The organism is Pauljensenia sp. UMB3104, assembly GCF_030217285.1.
In the GTDB taxonomy this organism is placed as follows: Bacteria; Actinomycetota; Actinomycetes; order Actinomycetales; family Actinomycetaceae; genus Pauljensenia.
This window is the reverse complement of record NZ_JASONN010000011.1, coordinates 58,467-83,072: the sequence shown is the minus strand read 5'-3', so window position 1 is coordinate 83,072 and position 24,606 is coordinate 58,467. Positions and strand designations below refer to the sequence as shown.

General features: G+C 66.1%; 15 protein-coding genes and 1 pseudogene. 4 read left to right on the top strand and 12 right to left on the bottom strand.

Annotated elements, in window-relative coordinates; translation table 11 throughout:
- Window positions 1–320 precede the first annotated feature (320 nt).
- Window positions 321–1,970 carry a glycoside hydrolase family 2 TIM barrel-domain containing protein gene (locus tag QP415_RS06905; protein ID WP_285099527.1) on the top strand — a complete coding sequence of 550 codons (1,650 nt, stop codon included), beginning with the start codon at window positions 321–323 and terminating at the stop codon, window positions 1,968–1,970.
- A gap of 100 nt (window positions 1,971–2,070) precedes the next feature.
- On the opposite strand, the gene QP415_RS06900 is transcribed toward QP415_RS06905, so the two are convergent.
- Window positions 2,071–6,636 (bottom strand): acyl-CoA dehydratase activase-related protein, encoded by a 4,566-nt coding sequence (locus QP415_RS06900; protein WP_285099526.1) that lies wholly within the window; start codon window positions 6,634–6,636, stop codon window positions 2,071–2,073.
- Window positions 6,637–6,810: 174 nt separating this feature from the next.
- Here QP415_RS06900 and QP415_RS06895 point away from each other — a divergent pair, with 174 nt between their 5' ends.
- Window positions 6,811–6,948 carry a hypothetical protein gene (locus QP415_RS06895; RefSeq protein WP_285099525.1) on the top strand — a complete coding sequence of 46 codons (138 nt, stop codon included), beginning with the start codon at window positions 6,811–6,813 and terminating at the stop codon, window positions 6,946–6,948.
- Between the two features lie 287 nt (window positions 6,949–7,235).
- Window positions 7,236–7,886: pseudogene (locus tag QP415_RS06890) on the top strand (Abi family protein); the annotation flags it as partial.
- 462 nt (window positions 7,887–8,348) lie between these two features.
- On the opposite strand, the gene QP415_RS06885 reads toward QP415_RS06890, so the two are convergent.
- Together QP415_RS06885 and modA are read right to left on the bottom strand one after the other, a co-directional pair.
- Window positions 8,349–10,400, bottom strand: coding sequence for an ABC transporter permease (locus QP415_RS06885; RefSeq protein WP_285099524.1), 2,052 nt, complete (start codon window positions 10,398–10,400; stop codon window positions 8,349–8,351).
- Between the two features lie 9 nt (window positions 10,401–10,409).
- Entirely contained in the window at window positions 10,410–11,207 is a 798-nt protein-coding gene (gene modA / locus QP415_RS06880) for a molybdate ABC transporter substrate-binding protein (protein ID WP_285099523.1), read from the bottom strand.
- 348 nt (window positions 11,208–11,555) lie between these two features.
- Here modA and QP415_RS06875 point away from each other — a divergent pair, with 348 nt between their 5' ends.
- On the top strand, window positions 11,556–12,068 hold the full coding sequence (locus QP415_RS06875) for a molybdopterin-binding protein (protein ID WP_016460861.1): 513 nt from the start codon (window positions 11,556–11,558) through the stop codon (window positions 12,066–12,068).
- A 282-nt stretch (window positions 12,069–12,350) separates the two neighbouring features.
- On the opposite strand, the gene QP415_RS06870 is transcribed toward QP415_RS06875, so the two are convergent.
- The 9 genes from QP415_RS06870 to QP415_RS06830 form a co-directional block, all read right to left on the bottom strand.
- A complete protein-coding gene (locus QP415_RS06870) occupies window positions 12,351–14,417 on the bottom strand; it encodes an MBL fold metallo-hydrolase (protein WP_285099522.1) in 2,067 nt (688 codons plus the stop codon).
- 75 nt (window positions 14,418–14,492) lie between these two features.
- The gene (locus QP415_RS06865; RefSeq protein ID WP_285099521.1) at window positions 14,493–15,122 is read right to left on the bottom strand and encodes an NTP transferase domain-containing protein; all 630 of its coding nucleotides are present in this window, start codon (window positions 15,120–15,122) and stop codon (window positions 14,493–14,495) included.
- The gene (locus tag QP415_RS06860) at window positions 15,113–15,937 is read right to left on the bottom strand and encodes a HesA/MoeB/ThiF family protein (RefSeq protein WP_285099520.1); all 825 of its coding nucleotides are present in this window, start codon (window positions 15,935–15,937) and stop codon (window positions 15,113–15,115) included. The genes QP415_RS06865 and QP415_RS06860 overlap by 10 nt, the downstream gene beginning before the upstream one ends.
- A 1-nt stretch (window position 15,938) precedes the next feature.
- Entirely contained in the window at window positions 15,939–16,358 is a 420-nt protein-coding gene (locus tag QP415_RS06855; RefSeq protein ID WP_016460857.1) for a molybdenum cofactor biosynthesis protein MoaE, read from the bottom strand.
- Between the two features lie 101 nt (window positions 16,359–16,459).
- The gene (locus QP415_RS06850; protein WP_285099519.1) at window positions 16,460–17,455 is read right to left on the bottom strand and encodes a MoaD/ThiS family protein; all 996 of its coding nucleotides are present in this window, start codon (window positions 17,453–17,455) and stop codon (window positions 16,460–16,462) included.
- Between the two features lie 303 nt (window positions 17,456–17,758).
- On the bottom strand, window positions 17,759–18,535 hold the full coding sequence (gene narI, locus QP415_RS06845) for a respiratory nitrate reductase subunit gamma (RefSeq protein WP_285099518.1): 777 nt from the start codon (window positions 18,533–18,535) through the stop codon (window positions 17,759–17,761).
- Window positions 18,536–18,540: 5 nt separating this feature from the next.
- Entirely contained in the window at window positions 18,541–19,230 is a 690-nt protein-coding gene (gene narJ, locus QP415_RS06840; protein WP_285099517.1) for a nitrate reductase molybdenum cofactor assembly chaperone, read from the bottom strand.
- Entirely contained in the window at window positions 19,227–20,777 is a 1,551-nt protein-coding gene (gene narH / locus QP415_RS06835; protein WP_285099516.1) for a nitrate reductase subunit beta, read from the bottom strand. Before narH ends, narJ begins: the two co-directional genes overlap by 4 nt.
- Window positions 20,777–24,547, bottom strand: a complete 3,771-nt coding sequence (locus tag QP415_RS06830) for a nitrate reductase subunit alpha (RefSeq protein ID WP_285099515.1) — start codon at window positions 24,545–24,547, stop codon at window positions 20,777–20,779. The genes narH and QP415_RS06830 overlap by 1 nt, the downstream gene beginning before the upstream one ends.
- Between the last annotated feature and the right edge of the window lie 59 nt (window positions 24,548–24,606).

The following is a 24,606-nucleotide window of genomic DNA, read 5'->3' as shown; positions in this document are numbered from 1 at the left end:
GAATACCGGGATCAGGCCCTACAGGAAGCCGCATAACGGCTACCATTAAACGCGTCCAAGTTTCGGGGCGCAGTTCATTCCTTCTCCCAGGGACGAGGCCGGGGTTCCTCATGCGCTCGCCCGCCACGCGAGGCCGGGCACCCATCCGCGCATCACCCCACGGCACAACGTATTTTGCCCACGCGCAGGAACAAAAATCCCACAATGTGGTCCACGTCCCGTTTGTCACCCACACTTATTGCGCATGTCAAGGCATATTTGCCTGCATTTCAGAAAAATTTACACTTTTCTGACTAATAGCAAAATGCTACTTTTATTACATGAACCACATCCTGGAACCGGACGTCACGTGGCTGCGGGACCCAGGGGCGTCGGTGAACCGTCTGACGGTGCACGCGACGTGGAGGTCACGCAGGCCACTTCAGATGCTCTCGAGCACCTGGCAGGTTACCGGTGTCACTGGCACCGCTGCGGAGCTGATTGATCAGGCTCCCGTTCACCAGAATTTCGGCGCGACATCTGTGCCTGGCATCCTGGAGCTGGATGGCTCACGGAGGTGCCCGCAGACGCAGGCGCGCCCGGGGGCACAGGCGCACGCGCAGACGCAGGCGCACCCGGAGGGCAAGCAGCCCGCTGGCGGGGTGTCACCCACCGACGTTGTGCGCGCCTCGATTCTGCGCCGCGAGTTTTCCCTTGATGCACCCCTCAAGGAGGCGGTTGATCGCAGCTGGATGATGACGCTGACTTTCGGCGGTTTTTCGGGTCCCCTCTACGCATGGCTCGATGGAGCGTTCGTCGGTTTTAGTGCGGACGGTTTCATTCCTGCGGCTTTTGACGTGACGGGCGCGTTGCAGCCCACCCACACGCACACGCTGGTTGTCTTGCTGATGGAGTCCCCGGTGTGCTGTCATGGCCTGTTCCGTGAAGTGTCGTTGGAGGCGAGGCCGACGGCACACATCGTCGACGTGGTGCCGGTGGCGTCCCACGATGGCCGCGCAGGTGCGCTGACGCTGCGGGTTGAGACGACGGGGGGCGTCGAGGTTCATGCCACGCTCGTCAACGAGGCCGAACAGGAGAGGCTGTGGTCTGCGGTCGCTTCTCCGGATGAGGTTGTTGACGCGCAGGGTCTGGATGTGCTCCCGTGGAGCGCGGAGGAGCCGGCCCTGTACCGACTGATCGTCACGCTGCGCGATGAGGAAGGGGTCAAGGATACCGTGTCCCTTGACGTTGGCTTCCGCGACGTTGAGGCGACTGCGCAGGGTGTGATGCTGGGCGGTAAGGCACTGATCTTGCGGGGAGTGAACCGCAACGAGTGCGATGGGCGCACGGGCTTGGCTGTCAACTTGCCGGAGATGCTCGACGACATCGTGTGGTGTAAACGCCACGGCGTGAACGCGGTTGTGATTGCGGGTGCGCCCGGCCACGCATGTTTCCTGGAGCTGGCAGACGAGTACGGCCTGTACGTCATCGACCGCGCGTCGAACGTGTACGGCCCGGGGGCCGCGCGCGACGAGGCAATCGAAGCGGCGATTCGCAGGGACCGTGCGCACCCGAGCGTGATCGCGTGGAACGTGGGCGACGTCGACGAGGAGCTTCGCGCGATCCACGCGTTGGACCCGACACGCCCGGAGTTCGCGGGCGGCAACTTCCCGGACCTGTACGAGGTACGCAGCGAGGAGCTGCACTATGCGCCGGTGACCGTGGCTCCTTCCTATTCGGGGGTGACGGTGCGTAACCACATGACGTTCACGTCGACGTCGGATCTGGAGTTCCTCTGCCGCGTCGTCGAGGAGGGCCACGAAACGTGGGAGTTGTCAGCGTTCCTGGATGTGGCGCCCGGTGAGACGGGGTTCCTCCCCGTTGCGTGGCCGGCCTCGGGCGTGCGCGAGGTGTCGGTGCGTTTGTCCTACAACACGGGCTGGGCGCCGGCCGGGTTTGAGATCGGGCGCGGGGTTATGCCCATGCCGTGAGGCGTCAGGGACGAGGCCGGGGACGCCGCGACGGGGTGCGCACACGAAGGGGGACAGAGCCTGCGAGCACCGTCCCCCTTCGCGACTTCGCCGCAGGCGGTCAGCGGAAGGCCGCGCGCCTCGTCGGGATGGTCGGCATGCCGAGCATGACGGAGCCGGACCCGCCGCACGACGTCGGCTCTTCGACGTCGACCAGCTGCAACACGTCGCCGTCGCGCGCCTCCGGGTCCTGCAGGGCGGTGGCGAGCATCAGCTTGATGCGGTTGAGCTGGTTCACCTCGGAGGCGCCCGGGTCGTAGTCGACGGCCACGATGTTTGCCTCGGGGTAGCGGGTGCGCAGCGCGCGGAACATGCCCTTGCCGACGACGTGGTTGGGCAGGCACGCAAACGGCTGGGCGCAGATGATGTTCGGGCAGCCGTGTTCGATCATGTCGACCATTTCGGCGGTCAGGTACCAGCCTTCGCCGGCCTGGTTGCCCAGGCGCGCGATGTCCTGGGAACGCTCGATCATCTCTTCGATGGGCCGGTGCGGCTCGAACTTACCGTTCGTGGCCGCAAACGCGCGGTGCACGGGCTTCTCGTACTTCTTGAGCGCCCACAACACGATCGGCATGATGTAGCGCTGCTTGCCGTCGATGCCCAGGTTCTCCTTGTCCCACGCGGCGGTCGCCACGGAGTTGTGGAAGAACTGCATGAGGCCAGGCAGTTCGGCCTCGCAGCCCTCGGCCTCGATGACGTCGACGGCGTGGTTGTTGGCGTCGGGGTGGAACTTCACGAGGATCTCGCCGACCAGGCCGACGCGCGGCTTACGCGGGATGTCGCGCAGGGGCAGGGCGTCGAAGGCACGCACGCACTCGCGGATGATCTTCCCGTAGGAGACGCGCCCGCCGAGGGCCGTCACGCGGCCCGACGTGATCCACTCCTGCACGTAGCCGTCCCACGTGCGGTACAGCTCCATCGCGGAGCCGGGCGTGACCTCGTAGGGGCGCACGCGCAGCAGCATCGACTGGATGGCGTCGCCGATGACGAAGGCCTGGATCGCCTTGTGGATGTGGGGGATCCCCAGGTGGAAGCCGGGGTTGTCCTCAATGCCCTGGACGGACAGCGCGATGACGGGCACCTGCGGGTATCCGGCGTCGCGCAGGCCCTTACGCAGGAGGGCCGCGTAGTTGCTGGCGCGGCACATGCCGCCCGTCTGCGTGATGCCGACGGCGGTGCGGTCGGGGTCGGCGCGCCCGGAGATGAACTCGTCGAGGAGCTGGCCGATGACGACGATCGCCGGGTAGCAGGAGTCGTTGTTGACGTACTTCAGGCCGACTTCCATGGAGGTGCGGCTCGTGTGCTCCAGGACCCGCACCTTCAGCCCCGCACTGGCGAACAGCGGGGTGAGGAAGCGGAAGTGGATCGGCGACATCTGGGGGGCCAGGATCTCGTAGCCGGCCTCGCGCATCTCCTCGGTGAAGGCTGTGCGCGGCTTGATGTGCCCGGCCTGCTCCTCGCGGGCGGCGTCCCCGGAGGGGTCGCGCAGGGTGGCGGTGTCGACGGAACCCGACACCAGGCCCACGGACGAGGCGGGGGCCAGTTCCGCGCCATCCGTGCCGTCCCCGGCCCCGGCCTCGTCGATCGTCGAGGCGAGGGTGGCGCGCTCGGTGATCGCCGCGTCGAGGGAACGCAGGCGGATCTTCGCGGCGCCCAGGTTGGAGACCTCGTCGATCTTGAGGACGGTGTGCACGTCGCCGCGGCCCTCAAGGATCTCCTGGACCTGGTCGGCGGTGATCGCGTCGACGCCGCAGCCGAAGGAGTTGAGCTGGACCATCTCGAGGTCCGGCTCGTCGCCGACGCGGGCGGCGGCCTCGTAGAGGCGCGAGTGGTAGGACCACTGGTCAAGGACACGCAGGGGGCGCTCGAGGCGCGCGTCGATGATGGAATCCTCGGTGAGAACGGCCATGCCCAGGCCGACGATGACCTCGGGGATGCCGTGGTTGATCTCGGGGTCGAGGTGGTAGGGGCGGCCCGCCAGCACGATGCCGCGCACGCCGTGTTCACGCATCCACTCGATGGTTTCGACGCCCTTCGCGCGGATCTCGGCCTTGACGGCGGCGTCCTCCTCCCACGCCTTGTCCAGGGCGGCCTTCATCTCCTCGACCGGGATGTCGTAGCCGTATTCCTTGAAGGTCTTGGACAGATGCGCGGGCAGGTAGTCGCGGTTACCGAAGTTGACGAAGGGGCTGATGAACTTCGTGCCCGGCTCCAGGAGGCGCTCCATGTTGTTGCGGATGACCTCGGGGTAGGTCGCCACGATGGGGCAGTTGTAGGAGTTTTCCGACTCGGTGAGCTTCTGCTCGAAGTCGACGCAGGGGTAGAAGATCGTCGTGATGCCCTTGTCCAGGAGGGACTCGATGTGCCCGTGGACGAGCTTGGCCGGGTAGCACACGTTCTCCGAGGGGATGGACTCCATGCCGGTTTCGAAGAGGTCGTGGTTGGAGCGCCCCGAGATCATGACGCGGAAACCGAGCGCGGTGAGCATCGTAAACCAGAACGGGTAGTTCTCGTACATGCCGAGCACGCGCGGGATACCGATGTCGCCGCGGAAGGCCTTCTTTTCGGTGAGGCGGCGATATCCGAAGATCCGCTTGTACTTCCAGTCGTAGAGGTTGGGCAGCTCCGACTTCTTGGGCACGCGCTCCAGGGAGGCGCCGCGCTCGCAGCGGTTGCCCGACACGTGGCGCTCGCCGTTGGAGAACGTCGAGATCGTCATCTGGCAGTGGTTCTGGCACAGGCGGCAGGTCTTGCGGGTCGTGTCCACGGCGAAGCCCTCGAGGGCCTCGATCGTGGCGAGGGACGAGGTCCCCTCCCCCGTGTCGTGCATGCGCGCGGTCAGGGCGGCGCCGTACGCGCCCATGAGACCCGCGATGTCGGGGCGCACGACCTCGCGGCCGGTGAGCAGCTCGAAGGCGCGCAGCACCGAGTCATTGAGGAAGGTTCCGCCCTGGACGACGACGCGCTCGCCCAGGTCCGAGGGCTCCTTGAGCTTAATGACCTTGTAGAGGGCGTTACGCACGACGGAGTAGGACAGGCCGGCGCTGATGTCGCGCACGTCCGCGCCTTCCTTCTGCGCCTGCTTGACGGAGGAATTCATGAACACCGTGCAGCGCGTCCCCAGGTCCACGGGGGACTCGGACTCCATCGCCATGCGCGCGAAGGACCGCACGTCGGTGCCCATCGTCTGCGCGAAAGTCTGCAGGAAGGAGCCGCAGCCCGAGGAGCAGGCCTCGTTGACGGAAATAGAGTCCACCGCGTGGTCGCGGATGCGCAGGTACTTCATGTCCTGGCCGCCGATGTCGATGACGGAAGTGACGCCGGGGCAAATGAATTCGGCGGCCCGGTAGTGGGCCATCGTCTCGATCTCGCCCTCGTCCATGGTGAGGGCGGCCTTGACCAGGCCTTCGCCGTAGCCGGTCGCACACGAGCGGCCGATCTCGCAGCCCTCGGGCAGGGCACTGCGCACGGCGCGCACGATGTCGACGGCCGCGGCCACGGGGTCGCCCTCGTTGGAGGCGTAGTGGGTGAAGACGATGCGGTCCTGGGAGTCGATGACGACGGCCTTGATCGTCGTCGAACCCGCGTCGATGCCGAGCCAGCAGCGGCCCTCGGCCTCGTCGAGGCTGGCCTTGGGGATGACGTCGAGGCTGTGGCGGGCGATGAATTCCTCGCGATCCTGCGGGGTCGCGAAGAGCGGATCCATGCGCGGGGACTCCACCTGAACCGGGGCGGCGGCGAGGCGCTCCATGAGGGTGGTGAGCTTCTCGCCGCGGGTCTCGACGGAGGTCGCGCCCGCTTCCTCGGCCTGGCGCGCCTTCTTGGCGGCTTCCTTCTGCGCGAGGAGGGCCGCGCCGATCGCGACGTAGAGCTGGGCGTCGTCGGGGGTGACAAAGGCATCGGCCTTGGGCAGGAGGGCCTTGTAGGCCTCGCGCAGGGCGGGCAGGAAGTGCAGGGGGCCGCCGAGGAACATGACGGTTCCGCGGATCGGGCGCCCGCACGCCAGGCCCGCGATGGTCTGGGTGGCGACGGCGTTGAAGATGGAGGCGGCCAGGTCCTCGTGGGCGGCGCCCTGGTTGATGAGGGGCTGGATGTCGGACTTGGCGAAGACGCCGCAGCGCGAGGCGATCGGGTAGAGCTGGGTGTGACGGGTCGCCAGCTCGCCGAGGCCGGATGCGTCCGTGTGCAGGAGGGTCGCCATCTGGTCAATGAAGGCGCCCGTACCGCCCGCGCACGTGCCGTTCATGCGCTGCTCGGGGGTGGGGTGCAGGTAGGTGAGCTTGGCGTCCTCGCCGCCCAGCTCGATGACGACGTCGACCTCGGGGTGCAGGCGCTGGGTGGCCTCGGTGCCCGCGATGACCTCCTGAACGAAGGGGATTCCCATGGCGCGGGCGGTCGTCAGGCCGCCGGAGCCGGTGATGGCCGCGTGAACGCGGGCGCCGGGCAGGGCACGCTCGACGTCGGCGAGGAGGGCCCCCAGGGATGCACGCACGTCGGCGTTATGTCGACGGTAGTCGGAGAAAAGACGGCGATTTCCATCCAAAACGACGGCCTTGACCGTCGTCGAGCCGACATCGATGCCGAGCTGATAGGGGCGCGTGGCCTCGTGGTGACCCTGTGTTGTCATGACGTACCTCCTGAGTCCTCACCACAACTTAGGAAACCCAAAGCACAGAGTCAAAGGCGCCCACTATGAGCGGGCTCGCACTGACTAAAACCGCTGAATACCCGGCAAAATAGGGGGTGGCATCCCCCGCACTGAGCACGCGCCCACTCGTGCGAAAACAAAGAATTACAACATATGAAGCGTGACAAAATTCAACCCATCGGCAAGAACCCCGCCACGGCCTCGTCGCGCCCGCGCGGCACTGACCTGCCTGCCACTGCCTCGTGCATCTTGAGCGCACGCCGCACGTTAACCCGCTCAGTGGAGCGTTAACCCGACAGGAGGCGCCCTCAACCCCTCAATGCGCACGTTAACCCCTGAGGTGGAGCGTGGGCGGGCGTGCCCATACTCCACTAGTAGGTCCCAGCTGCGCATTGACGGGTTAACTCAGCCATCCATGCGTCCCGGCTGCCACCGGTCATGCAATGAACCAGGGCCTTGAGATCCGTCAACTGGATGATCCCATCCCTACCGGCGAGCACCATGATTCCAATAGAAGTCACAGATGAGTCGTTGACCGAAGGTTCCATCTAGCGCTAGACTGTTCACCACTACGTCAGATGCCCAGGGGTTCTGCTCCAGGGTATCGGGGGGTCGGATCTCAGATTCGACCCCCTCATAATTTTTGGCACAACGAGGTCCGCATGAAGCAGTGCATCACCGTCGATGAGCAGATTGCCCTACTAAAGAGCCACGGAGTCTCCTTCGAGCTTATGTCCGAGAGCGACGCCCGAGAGTTCCTTTACTCACGCTCCTATTTCTTCAAAATCAAATCCTATGAACGCAACTACACCCGTGTTGACGCTGCAGGCTCCTACACTTACTCGGGACTCGACTTCGCCCACCTCGTTGAACTCTCGTACCTCGACTTCGCCCTGAGCCGTATCTGTCTCTCACTGGCGCTCAGCACGGAGCATTTCCTCAAAGTGCGACTCAATCAGCTCATCATGAGCGATCCGAAATCGGACCTGTCAGAGGTACTCGTACGTCGCATTCTCAACGGCGACACATCCTCCATCCGCTACAATCCCTACACCGAGGATATGTGGATGGCTTGCAATGACGCCCCTTCCATCTGGCACCTGTGGGAGTTGCTCCCCTTGAACGAACATATCCGCCTCTACACGTCGTACTTCGATTACAGGGGAGAGACCGCTCCGTTCGCCCACCTGCTACTCATCCTGCGCAAACTACGAAACGCCGTTTCTCATGGCAACTGTCTACTCGCTGACGTCTCGCGTCCTTCGGAGCAACGTCGCCAATCTGAGGGGAAGAAATACGACAAGGAGGTGACGCTCGCCGCGCTTCGCATGTGCGAAGTCAGTCCACGTCGTCATTCTGGCAAGAAAAAGGCTCTTAACGAGGCACTGGACCGCCTCGTTGTCAACAATTTCGCCGCTGCCCTTCTCTGCCATCTCGAGTTTGCTGATTCACACAAAGCTCTCAGCCACATGATGTCCGATCTCAAGCGTTTTAGTGAGCGAATCGAGCGGCATCGTCCACTGTTTTTCGGAGATTTGCACGTCGAAACACCACGCAATCAGCTCGTCAATTCAACACTGAGCGCCATTCAACGTCTCATCTCGGGATACTGCCGGCAGGCGGAACGGAAACTGACGAAGCTGACACCCATTGACTACTCGGTGGCTGCAACCAGATCTACGCACCGAGACTCACTCACGGGCCGCGATACGGATCGCGCGGACCTGAGTGGCCTTGACGCTCGCCCACAGGGGATCACCGACGCCGAGGTCGAGGTCGGCCCACGCGGAGGCTGTCACGCGGGCGGTCACTGACACGCCCTCCGCGAGCGTGACGCGCACGCTGACGAGTGAGCCGTTGACGTCGATGCCCGCGACGACACCGGGCAGCACGGACCGCGGCGAGGCGTGGGATTCCTCGCGGGAGAGAGCCACGGCCTCGGGCGGGAAGGTAAGCGCGACGCGGCCACCCTGACCGCTCCCGCCGGAAGCGACGTCATCGGCCGCATCGCCGGACGCCACGTCGACACGACCAGCGTCAGCCGAGTCGAACCCGGATAGGTCGGCCGCCCACAGTTCGCCCTCTCCGACGCTCACGCCGACCATGCCGGGGCGCATCGCAATGGGACCGGCCACGATATTGAGCCCGGCCAGGCGGGCGGCGAACACCGATGACGGCGAGGCGAGGACGCGGGCGGGTTCGCCCTCCTCGACGACGCACCCGTCCCCCATGACGATCATGTGGGAGGCGAGGGGCAGGACCTCGGCGATGTCGTGCGAGACGAGCAGGGTGGTGATTCCCGCTCCGGTGAGGCGCTGGCGCAGGACGGAGGACACCTGGGCGGTGGCCTCGACGTCGAGGGCGGCCGTGGGCTCATCGAGAATGAGGACCTCGGGGCGGAAGACCAGCGCGCGGGCGATCGCGACGCGGGCGGCCTGGCCGCCGGACAGGTCGGAGGCGCGCTTGTGCGCGAGGTCGTCGATGCCGACGGCACGCAGCTGCTCGAGTGCGGCGGCCCGGGCCTCGGCGCGCCCCACCCCGCGCACGCGCAGCGGAAACGCGACGTTGGCAAGCACGCTCATATGCGTGAAGATGCGGGGCGCCTGGGAGACCATGGCGACGCCGCGTCGGCGCGCGGGCACGAACGTGGCGTCGTCGTCGACGACGCGCTCGCCGATGCGTGCGCTCCCCTGATCGAGACGCAGGGTCCCAGCGATCACCTGGGCGAGCGTGGACTTTCCGGCACCGTTATGACCGACGACGGCCGTCACGAGGCCGGTGCGCAGCTCCGCGTCCACCTTCCAGCCGCGCTCGGCGATGGCCCCGGCGACGCGCACGTCCGCGCCCTCCCCCACATCTCCCGCGAGCGCGGTCGAGGCCTCGGAGGAGCGAGCGGAAGGACCATCGGAAGCGAAAACCAGCCCCGGCCTCGTCGAACGAATGAGCGAGGCGAGGCGCCCCCACGGGGTTTCCGTGAGCGCGACGACGGCCGCGGCGACGCCGAGGAGGACCACACCGAGCGCGAGGGCCAGGTCCGCGTCGGACTCGCGGGCCAAGTAGATCTGGAGGGGCATCGTGCGGGTCACGCCCTGCATGGACCCCGCGAACGTGAGGGTCGCGCCGAATTCGCCGAGGCAGCGGGCGAGCGCGAGGGCCGCGCCGCGACCGAGGCCGGGAAGCACAGTGGGCAGGGTGATCTGCCAGAAGACGCGCGAGGGCGAGGCGCCGAGGGAGGAGGCCATCTCGTCGAGTCCCTGCTCACGCGCGCGCAGCGCGGATTCGAGGGTGACGATGAGGAAGGGCAGGGAGACGAAGACCTGGGCGATGACGACGGCGGTTGTCGTGAAGGCGATGTCGAGGCCGGCGCCGCTGAGGAGGGCCCCGAGGGTGGAGCGCCTACCGAAGGCCGCGAGGAGCGCGATGCCGGCGACGACGGGCGGCAGCGAGAGCGGCAGTGCGACGAGGATGCGGGCGGCGCGCACGCCCCGCCACGAGCGGGACAGGACGAGGGCCGCGGGAACGCCGAGAAGGAGGTCGACGCCGAGCGCCATCAGGCAGGTGCGCATCGACAGACCGAGGGCCGAGGCCGCCTCGGGGGTGGCGAGGGTCGCTCCCAGGGTCGCCCAGTTGACGCGCCCCAGCATGAAGGCCAGGGGCAGGAACAGGAAGCACAGGGCAAGCGCACCGAGGCCCCCCGCCCAGATGGGCAGGGGGCTCACGGCGGGTGTTCGACGCGATGTCACCTGTCGATGTTACTTCGCGGCGGGCGTGAAGCCGGCGTCTTCGAGGACCTTCTGTCCGTCGGCGGAGAGGACCAGGTCGATCCACTTGCTTCCCAGATCCTTCTTGGTCGAGGCGCTCACGAGGGCGATCGGGTACTTGTTGACGGCCTCATCGGCGCCCTGGATGGCGACGGTGTCGACGGCGTCGCCTTCGGCGAGGGCGTCGGTCTTGTAGACGATACCGGCGTCAGCCTGTCCGGAGGCCACCTTGCCGCGCACGTCGGTGACGGCCTGCTCCTCAGAGACAGGGTTGAGGGTCACGCCGAGGTTCTCGGTGAGGGTCTTGGTGAGCTTGCCGCAGGGGACCTCGGGCGCGCAGATGACCAGCTTGGCGCCCTCGAGCGAGGAGTCGAGGCCGGTAATGCCCGCGGGGTTGCCGGGCGTGGTGATGAGGACCAGGGTGTTGGTGACGAAGATGGTCTGCGCGTCGACCTGGGAGGCGTCGGCGGCCTTCTTCATGGTGGACTCGTTGGCGGTGGCCAGGACGTCGACGTCCGCGCCTTCGCCGAGCTGGGTCACGAGATCCTGGGAGCCCGCGAAGTTGAAGCGCACGTCCACGCCGGGGTTGGCGGCCTCGAAGGTCTTCTCGAGCTCACCGAAGGTCTCGGTCAGCGAGGCGGCGGCGTAGACGTTGAGGACGGTGGTCTCGGCGGCGGGCTGGGTCGCGGGCGCCGAGGCCGTGGAGTCCGCGGCGGGGGAGCCGGAGGTGCAGGCGGCGAGGGCCAGGGCGGCCGCGCCGAGGACGGGAAGGATGCGAAGGGAGCGCACTCGCCTCTCCTTTTATGAGGGAATGGAACGCATTAAATCTAACAAGGTATGCGGCACGCACGCAACGATTCACAGATCCGCATCCGAATCGTTACTTTTCCCCCTCATTTCAGTGAAATGAAGAGCTCCATTTAACTTGTTTTTAGCCATAGTAAATACGGGCAATCGGCAGCAACTCCATACATTCGACGATGGCTGGACTCGCGAGGCCCCACACAGGCCTCATTTGCCTCGGCCGACACACCCACAAAATCGCCGTCACGCCCGCACCCATCCCCACCCCACCTTGACACGAAGGAGGGACTAGGATCACAGTCACCAGCAAGTCACCACGTCCTGGAGGACACCATGCCCAAGCCCGTCGACTACGACCTGAGCCAGATCAGCGCCCACGTCATCACCTATTCCGACCGCATTCAGCGCGGCACGAAGGAGGATCGGGCGACCCCCGCCTGCACTGCCGCACTGGCAGAGGCGGGCCTCGGCCCGGTGACGGTCGCGGCGATCCCCGAGAGCGCCGATATCCTCGAGACGGAGATCCGCGACGCGCTCGAGGCCGGCGCGCGCTTCATCCTGGTTCTGGGCGGATCGGGCTTTGGAGTGGGCAACTACGCGCCCGAGGTCGTCCGCTCCATCGTCGAGGTCGAGATCCCGGGCATCGCCGAGCAGATCCGCGCCCACGGCCTCGCCAACACCCCGCTGTCGGGCCTGTCTCGGGAGGTCGTCGGCGTGACGGCGCGCGACGCCTCGGGCGCGCTCATCATCTCCTCCCCCGGCTCGCGCGGCGGCGCGCTCGACACCCTCGAGGTGGTCACGCCGCTGCTCACAGCGATCTTCCACCAGCTCGACGAGCAGCGCTGACTCCCCCTCCTCCCCTCTTCTTCCCTTCCCCCTCGCCCCCTCTCTCAATGTCGCATGCAATTTGGGTACCCTTCATTTTCTTAGGTATCGAGAAAACGTTGAAATACCAACACTCCCATTTCAAAATCCGAAAGATTGACATGGGAATTGCATGCGACATTTGTGGGGAACCACGCCGGCGATCAGAGACGAGGCCTCGGCAGGATCAGGGCAGCCGGAATCAGGGGGAGCCAGGATTAGGGGTAGCCGGAATCAGGGCAGCCGGGATCAGGGCGGTCGGAATCAGGGGAGGTAGCCGGTCCAGCGCCCCGAGGGCGCAAAGGTTGCGCGTCGACCATCGACGACCTGCGTCCCGGTGACCATGGCGCCCGTGTCGTTCATGTAGTACCAGGAACCACCGTCCTGGATCCACCCCGTGGCCATGACGCCAGAGCCGGGGAAGTAATACCAGGTCCCACCCACGTTCTGCCAACCGACAGTCATCGCGCCCGATGAGCTCATGTAGTACCAGGCGTCACCGTCGCGCAGCCAACCTGAGACCATCTTCCCGGATTCGTTCATGTAGTACCAGGAACCACCGTCCTGGATCCACCCGGTAGCCATCGTGCCTGCACCATCGAAGTAGTACCAGGAGCCGTCGATACTCTGCCACCCCGTGACCATAGCGCCAGAGGAGAGCATGTAGTACCAGTGTCCGTCGACCTTCTGCCAGCCTGTGAGCATCGCGCCGGTCGACTCGTCCAAGCGGTACCAGGTCCCTCGGTCGGCCAACCATCCGGTTGAGGCGCGACCGTCGACGAAATAATGCCAGTTCCCATCGATGCTCTGCCACCCCTGCGCGGTCGGGTTCCCCTTGTCGTCGAGGTAGTATCGGGAGCTTCCGTCGTAGATCCACCCTGTCGCCATAGCGCCGGTGGAATCCATCCAGTACCAGGTGCCGCGATCATTCACCCACTGGCTCGTCGCACAATAGGGGTGATCCGCAAAGAAGTACCAGTTGCCTGACCAGCCCTTCCACCAGCCGTACGTCGACTGCGGGCGCGCACCCTGGAACCACCACGCCCGCGGCGTGACGCCCTGGTAGTACTCGTGTCCCCACGAAGCGGCTGACAGGTCGTTGTAACTGATGCCCGATTCGCTAAAGGTTCCTACGACGGCGGGAATGCGCGCCTTGTCCCACAGGTCAGCGGTTGGTGCCCATGACGCGGTGCCGCTGACGGTGACTGACGTCGTCAGGCGGTCCGGGGTCACCCATTCGGGGTTCGTCTGAATGATCATCGAGGGCGAGAGGGTGGCCATGAAAGACTCTGAGTTCGAGGTCGCCAGGCCGTGATGCCCCGCCTTGAGCATGTCAACATGCCCAACGACGGCCGCTATCCGATCCTCGAGGTCCCCCTCGATTTCGAGGTCAGCGGCGAGGAATGCGCGGTGCCCGAAGGCCGAGACGACGCTCCCCCAGCCGAGCAGGTTCGCATCGCGAATGGGGTGGCGCTGATAGGACTCCTGGGGATCAAAGGGAATGAGCTGGACGTCCATGTCGCCGAGCTGCACGTGCGTGTCGTAGTTCCGTACATGCTGGACGAGCTGCGCGCCGTAGCTGCGCTGCGCCCAGGAGGCGGCGGCAATCATGCGGTCATAAACCCACTGATTGTCCCAGAGCGCATTCGGGTTTGAGATCCAGGCGTCGGAGTATTCCGGGCTGAAGATAACCTGCGGGTGGAAGCGGTAGATGATGTCGTCCGCATTGTCGATATGGTCCGAGTGAGGGTGGGTGCCCAGGTAGAAGGCCAGGTTCGAGGAGGTCACCCCCTGGGATGACATGTAGTCCAGGATCCGTTGCGTGTCCCCCTTGGGCGCCGGGGTGGTCCCCGGTCGCAGGGGGTAGCGGGGGTCGGAGCCGTCGGGCGCACCCTGCCCCTCGCCTCCGTCGATCATGCCGAATACTCCCTTGGATTCGAGCAGGATTGCGTCCGATCCCTGGGTGGAGATGACATGAACGCGGGTCGGTCCAGAGGTTCCGGGATAGACGTAGGTGCGGACGTCGGCGTTCTCCTCCTGGGACGAGGCCGTGGCTGCGTCGGCGGACTCGGTGGAGTCGGCGGATTCGGAGGCGTCGGACGCGTCGGAGGCGTCAGCGCCGTCCGAGGCCGCACGGTCCTGAGAGTCGGCCGGATCGGCCACCCCGCTGTCCGAACGTGACAGGTCACGGTCGGCGGACCGTGCGTCGCCGCCCATTTCCTGACCGTCTAGTGGCGCGGCGATAGTGGAGGGAGCGAGGCTGGCGATGAGAATTCCTGACACTATGGCCAGTCCGAGCCGCTGCCACAGTTGTCCATGACGAAGTTTCATGAGGGCACCTTGATGGGAGTGAGCCGTGAGGCGCTGACCCTCCCAACCTATACCCTCTGTGGCATTACTTACAAATCAGTTGCCCAGAAAATCCTGCCACCAGGCCACATCCTCGGGGGTATCAATATCCCGGCAGACGTCAGCGTCAACCCTGACCCGCTCGAGCGCGAGCGCGCGCAGCACCCGACGCACCCCCACGCCGCGCACGGAGCCGAGACCGGCCACGGCCTCGTCGATAACGCGGCGCAGCGCCCCCGCGCGATACACGCCCATGAGGTACTGATCGAACGGCTGCGGGTCGCCACCGACCGCGATGCGCCCCTCACTATCCGGCCCCAGAGGAGGCTCCAGGAGAGCGGGCAACAAACCTGCCACGCCGGGCGCATCGACGGAGACCACAACAACCAGAACGTCGTCGTCGATGCCCAGCGCGCGCAAGCCCGCATCGATACCGGCCAGCGGACCACCATTCGGCGGATCCTCGAGCGTGCGCATGACCTCTTCCGGGACGCGCACGGTCGGGGGCACGACGGCCACGCATCCCGCGCCGCACGCCGCCAGCAAAGACCCGCACACGCGGTCGATCAAACGCATGCCGCCCAGCGTCAGGTCGGGCTTCGAGACGCCACCGAGGCGCTCTCCCCCACCTCCGCCGACGACGATCGCCGCCACGTCAGCGCGCGGGGCCACGGGGTTCAGTCCCACGGGGCGAAAGTCAGCACGTCGGCACGCTGCGTCGCCGCATCCATCATGAGGACACGCCCGATGAGCGGCTCGCCGAAGCCCACCAGCACCTTGATGGCCTCCGTCGCCATCGCGGTGCCCGCCTGGCCGACGACGGGGCCAAGCACGCCCACTGTCGGCGAGGCCGGCGTCGTCCCGGGAGCAGGCTTGACCGGGTGCAGGCTGCGTAGCGTCAGCGACGGCACGGGGGCCGGCGCCTGGGACCAGAAGACACTCACCTGGAAGGCCATCGACACGACCGTGCCCCACACGAGCGGCACGCCCGAATCAGCGCAGTAGTCCGCCACCAGGTACTTCGCATCAAAGTTATCCGTGCACTCCACAATCAGATCCCACTCGCGGCCGTGCTCATCCAGCCACTCGCTGGTCACGTGCCCAAAGCGCTCAAAATGCACCGACGAGTTGAGTCCACTGAGATGACGCACGGCTGAATCCGGCTTCGGATCCCCCACGTCGCCCTCGCCGTGCAGCAGCTGACGCTGCAGGTTCGACACCTCAACAACGTCGGAGTCACAGATGCCGATCGTGCCAATGCCGGCCGCCGTCAGGTACAGGAGGACGGGCGAGCCGAGGCCGCCCGCGCCCACCACGAGCACACGGGACGCAGCCAGGCGCGCCTGACCGGCCTCGCCGATACCCGACACCAGCCAGTTACGACGGAAACGTTCCAGCGCAGGGTCCCCGGCCTCGTACGGGAGGGGCTGATTGATGAGCGGAAGCGCGACGGAGCGGCCCGAGACGGCCACCTCACGCGAATAGGGATCGCCGATCGTCATCTCACAGACCCGACCAGTTGTGCGAACCGTCGGACAGCTCCTGCTTTTTCCAGATCGGCAGCTTCGCCTTCACGTCCTCGACGATCGTCTCGACCGCGCGGAACGCCTGCGCGCGATGCTCCGCCGCAACGGCCACGACCATCGCATCGTCACCGATCTCCAGACGGCCCACGCGATGCCACGCCACAATGCAATGAACGCCGGGACGATCCCTCATTTCCGAGACAATTTCCCGCAGAATCTGCGGGGACGAGGGGTGCGATGAGTACTCGATCGCATCCACGCTCTCACCACCGTCATGGTTACGAACCGCGCCGATAAAAGATGCGACGGCACCACAGGTGTCACGGCGAGCACTGTTGATCAGCGCGGCCGCATCCAGGGGGTCCTCGGTAATACCGGTTGCAATCTCTGCGGACATGGGATCCTCCAATGATGGGAGAGGCTTTGTCTTCATCCTACGATGAAGCGGTCAGGATTGTCTCACAACCCTGACCGCCCCACACAAATGACTAGTAAATCTCACCCACCGGCGAAGGGGGGCAGCACGTCGACGCGTGCACCCGGCGCGAGCTCGCTATCCGGGCGGGCCGAGCGCTCGTTCACCAGGTAGCTCGACACACTCAGGATACGGGCCAGCTCGGGGCTCTCCGCGCTCAGCTGTTCAAGGAGCTCACCGAGCGTTTCCGGCGTCTCAGAGGAGGGCACTTCGCGGACGTAACCACCGGCAGCCTCAGCGGCGCCACCGAAGAAGTGCAGCGTCGTCGACAGGGGCTTCGGGTTTGCCTCATTCAGCGAACGAATGTAGATCGTCATACGCAGCGGATCCATCGGATCGACATCAAGTGACCACGTGGCAAATCCGGTCGCCGTACGCTCGAACACGCGCTCGACGATGCCGCTGCGAAGCTCCAGCGCCAGATCATCCGGCGCGCCGGGCTCGGTAAAGGGGCACGCCGTCAGCACGACCGCCATCGGGTCGGTGTCATGAGGGATCGACGCGAAGCCCATCGCATTCATGAACAGGCGCACCTTGCCCAGGTGAGCCGCAATATTGAAGGTGTCGCGCACCGGACGACGACTCGGCGCGTGGCTATGATCCGGAACCTCCATCGTCATGAGCGCGGCATCGGCCCAACGCGAGCCAATCTCACGCACAGACGCGGCAGGATCTGCCGCATCCGCACGCAACCAGGCCAGCAGAGACGACGTCAGCTGGTGGAGCATCTGGGCGGCAAACGACGGGTCCGCCGGAGTCGTCGTCGAATAGCCGAGCGCGGGACGACCTCGCCCCGAGGAAGGAAGCTGCTGCTTCTCGACCAGGCCGAGCGCAAACAGGCCCTCGAGGGTCTCGCGCACGCTCGACACGTGCAAGCCGGCCTCCTGGGCCAGTTCTGCGACAGTGACGGGGCTCGCATGGTGCGAAATGCGCTCCAGGAGAGCGTGCTGCGCGGGTGTCAGGGCAGCCATCGCGGCGAGTGTTTCAGCCAGGGGCCGAGAACGGGAGGTGTCATTCATCAATAGTCCTCTCTCCCTCATAATCAGCGGAAATGCACATGACGAGCATCACCAAACGGCATTAAACCTGTTACGTTACTTACAAAGTGCTCTTTATTCTACCCAGCATACAAGCCGCTCCGCACGGCCAATACCACCGAGTGGTCTCATTACGCGGGGTCGACGCCTCTATTCGCGCAGGTGACACCACGCACCCCACGATAAAGACTCGGGGGCGAGCTCTCGCCCGCCCCCGGTCCCGCCGATCACCCGGCCACGGCCTCGCCCCTTCGGCAGGACCGCGGCGCGGGCGCCGACCATCGATCAGTCAGACATGCCGCCGCGCGTCATCTCGTGCGTGCGGCGCTCGTCGCGCGACCGGTAGATCACCGGGGGACGCGCCACGTAGCCGACCGGCGCGCTCACCGCGTGCACGAGGCGGGTGAACGGCCAGATGCAGAACAGCAGCAGGCCCGCGATGATGTGCAGCTTGAAGCTCAGCGGCACGTCGACCATCAGGTGCGCCTGCGGGTGCAGCGTGAAGATCGAGCGGAACCACACGGAGATCGTCTCGCGGTAGTCGTAGCCCTCGTGACCGCCGAGCACCTGGTTGAGCAGGGTCGCAGCCCCGCCCAGGAGTACCGGGATCGCCAGCATCACGTAGGTGACGATGTCCATGCGGGTCGTCGCCACGCGCACCGACTTGACCACCGCTCGACGGTAGATCAGCAGCGCGAGGCCAACGATCGTCATGATTCCAGCGATCGTGCCGGGGATCGTCGCCATCAGGTGGTAGACGTGCTGAGGCACGCCGGCCGCCTCGGTCCACGTCTTCGGGATCACGAGGCCGAGGATGTGGCCCATGAACACGAAGAGGACACCGAAGTGGAACAGCGGCGACGCCCAACGCAGGATGGTCGGCTCATTCCACTGCGAGGAACGAGACGTCCAGCCGTACTGGTCCGTCTTGTAGCGCCACGCGAGGCCCACGATGAGGATCGCGAAGGACACGTAGGGCAGGACCACCCACAGGGCAATGTCCAGGAAGGACAGCGACTGCGTCTCGGCTGCAGACGCGGCATGCAAAAGTGCGGATTCCATGAACGTTACCGTCCCATCGTTGTTTCGGAAGTCGGGAAGGGCGTGGCAGACAGATCGCCCACGCCCACCAGCTCGGTGGGCGGCCCCTGGCTAATGAGCTTACGGAAGCCCTCAATGGTCTTTTCGTCCGGCTCGGGCAGCGTCGCGACCAGCGCATCCAGCAGCGGCGCGTACGGGGAGTCCGCGGCGCGCAGCGCCGTGCGGATCACCTCGATGCCCTCGCGGTTCGAGCGCAGCAGGCCCTCGGCCGTACCCGTCTCGTCGAAGGCCGCGAACTCCAAGACCACCGGCAGGTGATCGGGCAGCTCCTCGCGGTCCATCTCGAAGCCGGCGCGGCGCAGCACCTCTTTGAACGCCAGGATTGCCTGGCCGCGTCCACGGGTGTCGCCGTGCGTGTAGTACGTCAGGCCGAGCGCGCAGCGGCGGCGCTGGTCGAACGTCTCCACGTAGGTGGTCTGCATGGCGCGCAGGCCCGCGGCGCGAGCGTAGCTCACGAACGAGGCCAGGGCCGACGAGGCCGGCTCCGGCAGGTCCGCCAGAGCCTCCTCGACGGCGTTCAGCTTGGTCTCGAAGTCGTCCCCCGGGTAGTCCAGGAGAACCGAGACCGCCATGCGCACGCCGCGCGCGTCCTGCGGATCCATCTCCGTGTCCGGAGCGGCCGTAGGAATGCGCGGAATGCCGACGAAAGTACTCATCGAACGACCTCAAGGGGGAGCATCTGGCGTCCCTCCGGCGACGAGCCACCCATCGGGCGGTTCGACGTGGCGGGGGCCAGGCCGTGGAAGGCCTCGACGTCGTAGGACACCGGGCAGCCCTCGAGTTCCTTGATGCCACGAGGCATCTCGGGGTGGGCGGTCGGGATGACGAAGCGGTCGTCGTACTTGGCGATCGACAGCAGTCGGTACATCTCCTTGACCTTCTCCGGGGTCATGCCCACGGAGGCCGGGATTTCCTCGTTCGTCGGGTTGTCGACGAAGACGTCGCGCATGTAGGAGCGCATCGCGGCGAGGCGACGCAGCGCCAGCTCGACGGGAGCCGTGTCTCCGGCCGTGAACAGGCCGGCCAGGTACTCCAGCGGAATGCGCATCTGCGAGATGGCGGACAGCAGGACCTTGTGGTCCTCGCCGTCGCTGCCGGACGCGGTCACCTGGTCGACAACCGGGGAGAGCGGCGGCACGTACCAGACCATCGGCAGGGTACGGAACTCGGGGTGCAGCGGCAGGGCGACCTCGTACTCGGTGATGAGCTTCCAGATCGGGGACTCCTGGGCGGCCTTAATCCACGAGTGGGGAACGCCGTTGGCCTGAGCCTGGGCGACCACCTGCGGGTCGTTCGGGTCGAGCAGGATCTCGCGCTGGGCGCGGTAGAGGTCGCGCTCGTCCTCCTGGGACGCGGCCCAGGTGACGCGGTCCGCGTCGTAGAGCAACACGCCCAGGTAGCGCAGGCGCCCCACGCAAGTCTCCGAGCAGATGGTCGGCTGGCCGACCTCGAGGCGCGGGTAGCACAGCGTGCACTTCTCGGCCTTGCCCGTGTTGTGGTTGAAGTAGACCTTCTTGTAGGGGCAGGCCGACACGCACATGCGCCAGCCGCGGCACTGATCCTGGTCAACGAGGACGATGCCGTCCTCGGTGCGCTTGTACATCGCGCCCGAGGGGCACGCCGACACGCAGGTCGGGTTCAGGCAGTGCTCGCAGATGCGAGGCAGGTAGAACATGTACGCGTCCTCGATGGTCTTGGCGACCTGGAGGTTCATCTGGTGCAGGACCGGGTCCTGATCCAGGGTCTCCATGGAGCCGCCCAGGTCATCGTCCCAGTTCGGGCCCCACTCGGGCTTGTCGATGTGCTCGCCCGTGATCGTGGACTTCGCGCGGGCCGTCGGGATCGCACGGGAGTTCGCGGGTGCCTGGAGCAGCTTGTCGTACTCGTAGGTCCACGGCTCGTAGTAGTCCTTCATGGTCGGCTGCGTCGGGTTCGCGAAGATCTTCGCGAGCGAGGCGACGCGTCCGCCCTGACGGGGAACGAGGCGGCCCGTGGCGGTACGCTTCCAGCCGCCCTTCCACTTCTTCTGGTCCTCCCAGCCGCGGGGGTAGCCCACGCCGGGACGGGTTTCGACGTTGTTGAACCAGATGTACTCGGTGCCCTCACGGTTCGTCCACACCTGCTTACAGGTGACGGAACAGGTGTGGCAGCCGATGCACTTGTCGAGGTTCATCACCATCGCGATCTGAGCCATGACCTTCATCAGAACTGCACCTCCTGGGAGCGGCGGCGGATAACCGTGACCTCGTCGCGGTTATTGCCGGTGGGACCGTAGTAGTTGAACGCGTAGGCGAACTGCGCGTATCCGCCGGCCAGGTGGGTCGGCTTAATAAAGATTCGTGTCAGCGAGTTGTGCGTGCCGCCGCGCTTGCCGGATTCCTCGTTCAGCGGGGTGTTGATCTGGCGATCCTGGGCGTGGTGCATGAACACCGTGCCCTCCGGGATGCGGTGGGAGACAACAGCGCGAGCCGACACGGTACCGTTACGGTTCTTCGCCTCGATCCACTCGTTGTCGCGCACGCCGATCTTCTCGGCGTCCTGCGGGCTCATCCACACCGTCTGGCCACCACGACCCAGCGTCAGCATGTACGGGTTGTCGTAGTACTGGGAGTGGATGGCCCACTTGTTGTGGACCGTCAGGTAGCGCACCGCGACCTCGGCCTGACCCGGCTGACCGGGACGATGGTCGCCGACGGGGCGCTCACCGTAGATGTGCGCCAGGTCGAGCGGGGGACGGAAGATCGGCAGGGACTCGCCCATGTCCATCATCCAGTCGTGGTCGATGTAGAACTGCGGGCGACCCGTGAGCGTGTGCCACGGCTTGCGGCACTCGACGTTCTGCACGAAGGCGCTGTAGCGGCGCCCGCCGTGCTCGGAGCCCGACCACTCGGGGCTGGTGATGACGGACCGCGGCTGCAGGACGGTGTCCTGGTAGGTGATCTTCTTTTCCTCGTCACCCTCAGCCAGGAACGCCATCTCGTTGCCGACGCGCTTTTCCAGCGTGCGGAAGCCCTGAACGGCCAGCGAGCCGTTCGTGGTGCCCGAGAAGCGCAGCGCCATGTTCGCCGCCTTGATCGCGGTGTCGCACAGGGGCGCACCCTCGCCGGCGTTGCCGTCCATGGGGGCGCGGCCGTTGAGGTCGCCGAGCTCCTCGAAGGCCTCCTGGACGTTGAACGCAACGCCCTTGGCGGCCAGGCCAGCCTTTTCCAGGAGCGGACCCATGCGGTCGAACTTGTAGCCGACCTGCGTGTAGTCGCGCTCGATCGGAACGAGCTTCGGCATGGTCTTGCCGGGCGTCCACGTCTGCTCGGGGACGACGCCGCTCGCCATGGTCATGGCGTCCGGGGAGTCGTGACCCAGCGGGACGGCGACGACGTCCGTCTGCGTTCCCAGGTGGTCGGCGGCCATGCGTCCCACGAGGTGTGCCAGCGTCTGGAACACCTCGAAGTCGGTGCGCGCCTCCCACGGCGGGTTCACGGCCTCGTCGAAGCAGTGCATGAAGGGGTGCATGTCCGTGGAGGACAGGTCGTGCTTCTCGTACCACGTGGCGGCCGGCAGCACGACGTCGGAGTGCAGCGTCGTCGAGGTGTTACGGAAGTCCGCGACCCACATGAGGTCGAGCTTGCCGGGGTGAGCGTCACGCCAGTTGACGGTCGCGGGACGGGAGCCCTCGGGCAGCTCCTGCGCGTTGACCTCGTTGCCGGTGCCCAGCATGTGACGCAGGAAGAACTCGGTGCCCTTCGCGGACGAGCCGAGCAGGTTCGTGCGCCAGTTCGCGAGGATCTTCGGGACGTTGTGGTGGGCGTCCGGGTCCTCGATCGCGAACTGGAGGCGGCCCTCACGCAGCTCCTGGGACACGTACTGCGCCGGAGCCATGCCCGCCTCGGCGGCCTCGCGACCCAGCTGGGTCGAACCCTTGGAGAACGTCGGGTAGCAGGGCATCCAGCCGCGCTGAACCGACTCGACGAGCGTGTCGACCAGCTGCTTGCCGTCCAGGTGCGAGGACTTGATCGGGTTCGCCATCGCCGAGGCCGGGGCCCCGTCGTAGCGCCACTGGTCGGTGGTCATGTAGTACCAGCCGGTGGAGATCATCTGACGCGGCGGGCGCGCCCAGTCCAGGGCGAAGGTGAAGGAGCCCCAGCCCATGATCGGGCGGACCTTCTCCTGACCCACGTAGTGGGCCCAGCCGCCGCCGTTGCGGCCCTGGGTGCCACACATTTCCGTGAGCGCCAGGAACGTCCGGTACATCTGGTCGGAGTGGTAGTAGTGGTTCGTGCCGGCGCCCATGAGGATCATGGAACGGCCCTTGGTTTCGACCGCGTTCTGCGCGAACTCGCGACCGATCTTGATGGCGGCTCCGGCGGGAACCGAGGTGAACTCCTCCTGCCACGCGGGGGTGCCCGGCGTGGAGGCGTCCATGTAGTCGGTGGGCCACTGGCCCGGCAGGCCCTCGCGCTCAACCGCGTAGTGGGCCAGCATGATGTCGAACACGGTCGTCACGAGGCGGCCGTTCACGCGGCGCGCGGGCACGCCACGCAGGACGTAGCCGCCGCCGACCGAGGCCTGACCGTCAGCTGCCGGCAGATCGAAGCGCGGCAGGGCGATCTCGACGCCCCCCCACTCGTTCGTGTCCATGATGGACAGGACCGGCTCGACGCCGTCGAGGTTGAGGTTCCAGTGGCCTGCGCCCTCCTCGCCGAAGCGATCGGCGAGCGTGCCGCCCGGGTCCTTGACCGTGCCGTCGGCCTCGATGACGAGGGGACGGAACTCGTTGTTCTCGGTGCGCTCGGTCGTGCCCTCGGGCATCTTGGCGGCCGTGAGGAACTTGCCGGGGACCAGCGTCGTCGGGGCGATGCCCTCGTGGGCACCGTCGCCGACCTCGCCGATCTCCACGAGGAACGGACCGTCGGTGTAGCGCTTCATGTAATCGAGGAACATGGGCTCGCGCTTGCCGACGTGGAATTCCTTGAGGATGACGTGACCCATGGCCTGGGCCAGGGCACCGTCCGTGCCGGGCTGGACGCGCAACCAGTCGTCCGCGAACTTCGTGTTGTCCGCGAAGTCCGGGGACACGACGACGACCTTCTGGCCGTGGTAGCGGGCCTCGGCCATGAAGTGGGCGTCGGGGGTACGGGTCAGCGGCAGGTTGGTGCCCCACATGATGAGGTACTGCGAGTTGAACCAGTCGCCGGCCTCGGGCACGTCGGTCTGGTCGCCGAACACCTGAGGCGAGGCTGGAGGCAGGTCCGCGTACCAGTCGTAGAAGGACAGCATCGTGGCGCCGATGAGCTCGTGGAAGCGGGAGCCCGCACCGTAGGAGATCATCGACATGGCGGGGATCACCGAGAAGCCGGCGATGCGGTCCGGGCCGTACTGCTTGATCGTGTGCACGTAGGCGGCGGCGACGATCTCCATCGCCTCTTCCCACGACACGCGGACCATGCCGCCGCGGCCACGCTGCGACTTGTAGGCGCGCGCCTTCTCCGGGTCCTCGACGACCGCGGCCCACGCGTCGACGGGATCGCCGAGGCGCTTCTTGGCCTCGCGGAACATGTCGAGCAGGACGCCGCGCACGTAGGGGTACTTGATACGGGTCGGCGAGTACTCGTACCACGAGAACGCCGCGCCACGCGGGCAGCCGCGGGGCTCGTACTCGGGCATGTCCGCGCCGGTTGACGGGTAGTCAGTCTGCTGGGTTTCCCAGGTAATGACGCCGTCCTTGACGTAGATCTTCCACGAGCACGAGCCCGTGCAGTTCACGCCATGGGTGGAGCGCACGATCTTGTCGTAGCTCCAGCGGTCGCGGTAGAAGGAGTCGCCTTCGCGGCCGCCCTCAAGGAAGAGCTGGCGCGCGTCGGCGGAGGCCTTGCCGCGACGCAGCCACGAGCCGAGCGCGAACAGGGTCGCGCCGGTCGCGGGCTTAACCTCGCCGCCGTAGGTCGGGAAGGTCATATCGGATTCGAGATTCGTCATGGGGTGCTCCTAAGAGTCGATTGACGAGGCAGTGGCAGGTCCGCTGGCACCACGCAGTG

Bases quoted from the DNA above. Each gene is read 5' to 3' on its own strand.
- QP415_RS06905 (WP_285099527.1), top strand. From the start codon at position 321: ATGAACCACATCCTGGAACCGGACGTCACGTGGCTGCGGGACCCAGGG.
- QP415_RS06900 (WP_285099526.1), bottom strand. From the start codon at position 6,636: ATGACAACACAGGGTCACCACGAGGCCACGCGCCCCTATCAGCTCGGC.
- QP415_RS06895 (WP_285099525.1), top strand. From the start codon at position 6,811: ATGAAGCGTGACAAAATTCAACCCATCGGCAAGAACCCCGCCACGGCC.
- QP415_RS06875 (WP_016460861.1), top strand. From the start codon at position 11,556: ATGCCCAAGCCCGTCGACTACGACCTGAGCCAGATCAGCGCCCACGTC.
- QP415_RS06870 (WP_285099522.1), bottom strand. From the start codon at position 14,417: ATGAAACTTCGTCATGGACAACTGTGGCAGCGGCTCGGACTGGCCATA.
- QP415_RS06860 (WP_285099520.1), bottom strand. From the start codon at position 15,937: ATGACGATCGGCGATCCCTATTCGCGTGAGGTGGCCGTCTCGGGCCGC.
- QP415_RS06855 (WP_016460857.1), bottom strand. From the start codon at position 16,358: ATGTCCGCAGAGATTGCAACCGGTATTACCGAGGACCCCCTGGATGCG.
- QP415_RS06850 (WP_285099519.1), bottom strand. From the start codon at position 17,455: ATGAATGACACCTCCCGTTCTCGGCCCCTGGCTGAAACACTCGCCGCG.
- narI (WP_285099518.1), bottom strand. From the start codon at position 18,535: ATGGAATCCGCACTTTTGCATGCCGCGTCTGCAGCCGAGACGCAGTCG.
- narJ (WP_285099517.1), bottom strand. From the start codon at position 19,230: ATGAGTACTTTCGTCGGCATTCCGCGCATTCCTACGGCCGCTCCGGAC.
- narH (WP_285099516.1), bottom strand. From the start codon at position 20,777: ATGAAGGTCATGGCTCAGATCGCGATGGTGATGAACCTCGACAAGTGC.
- QP415_RS06830 (WP_285099515.1), bottom strand. From the start codon at position 24,547: ATGACGAATCTCGAATCCGATATGACCTTCCCGACCTACGGCGGCGAG.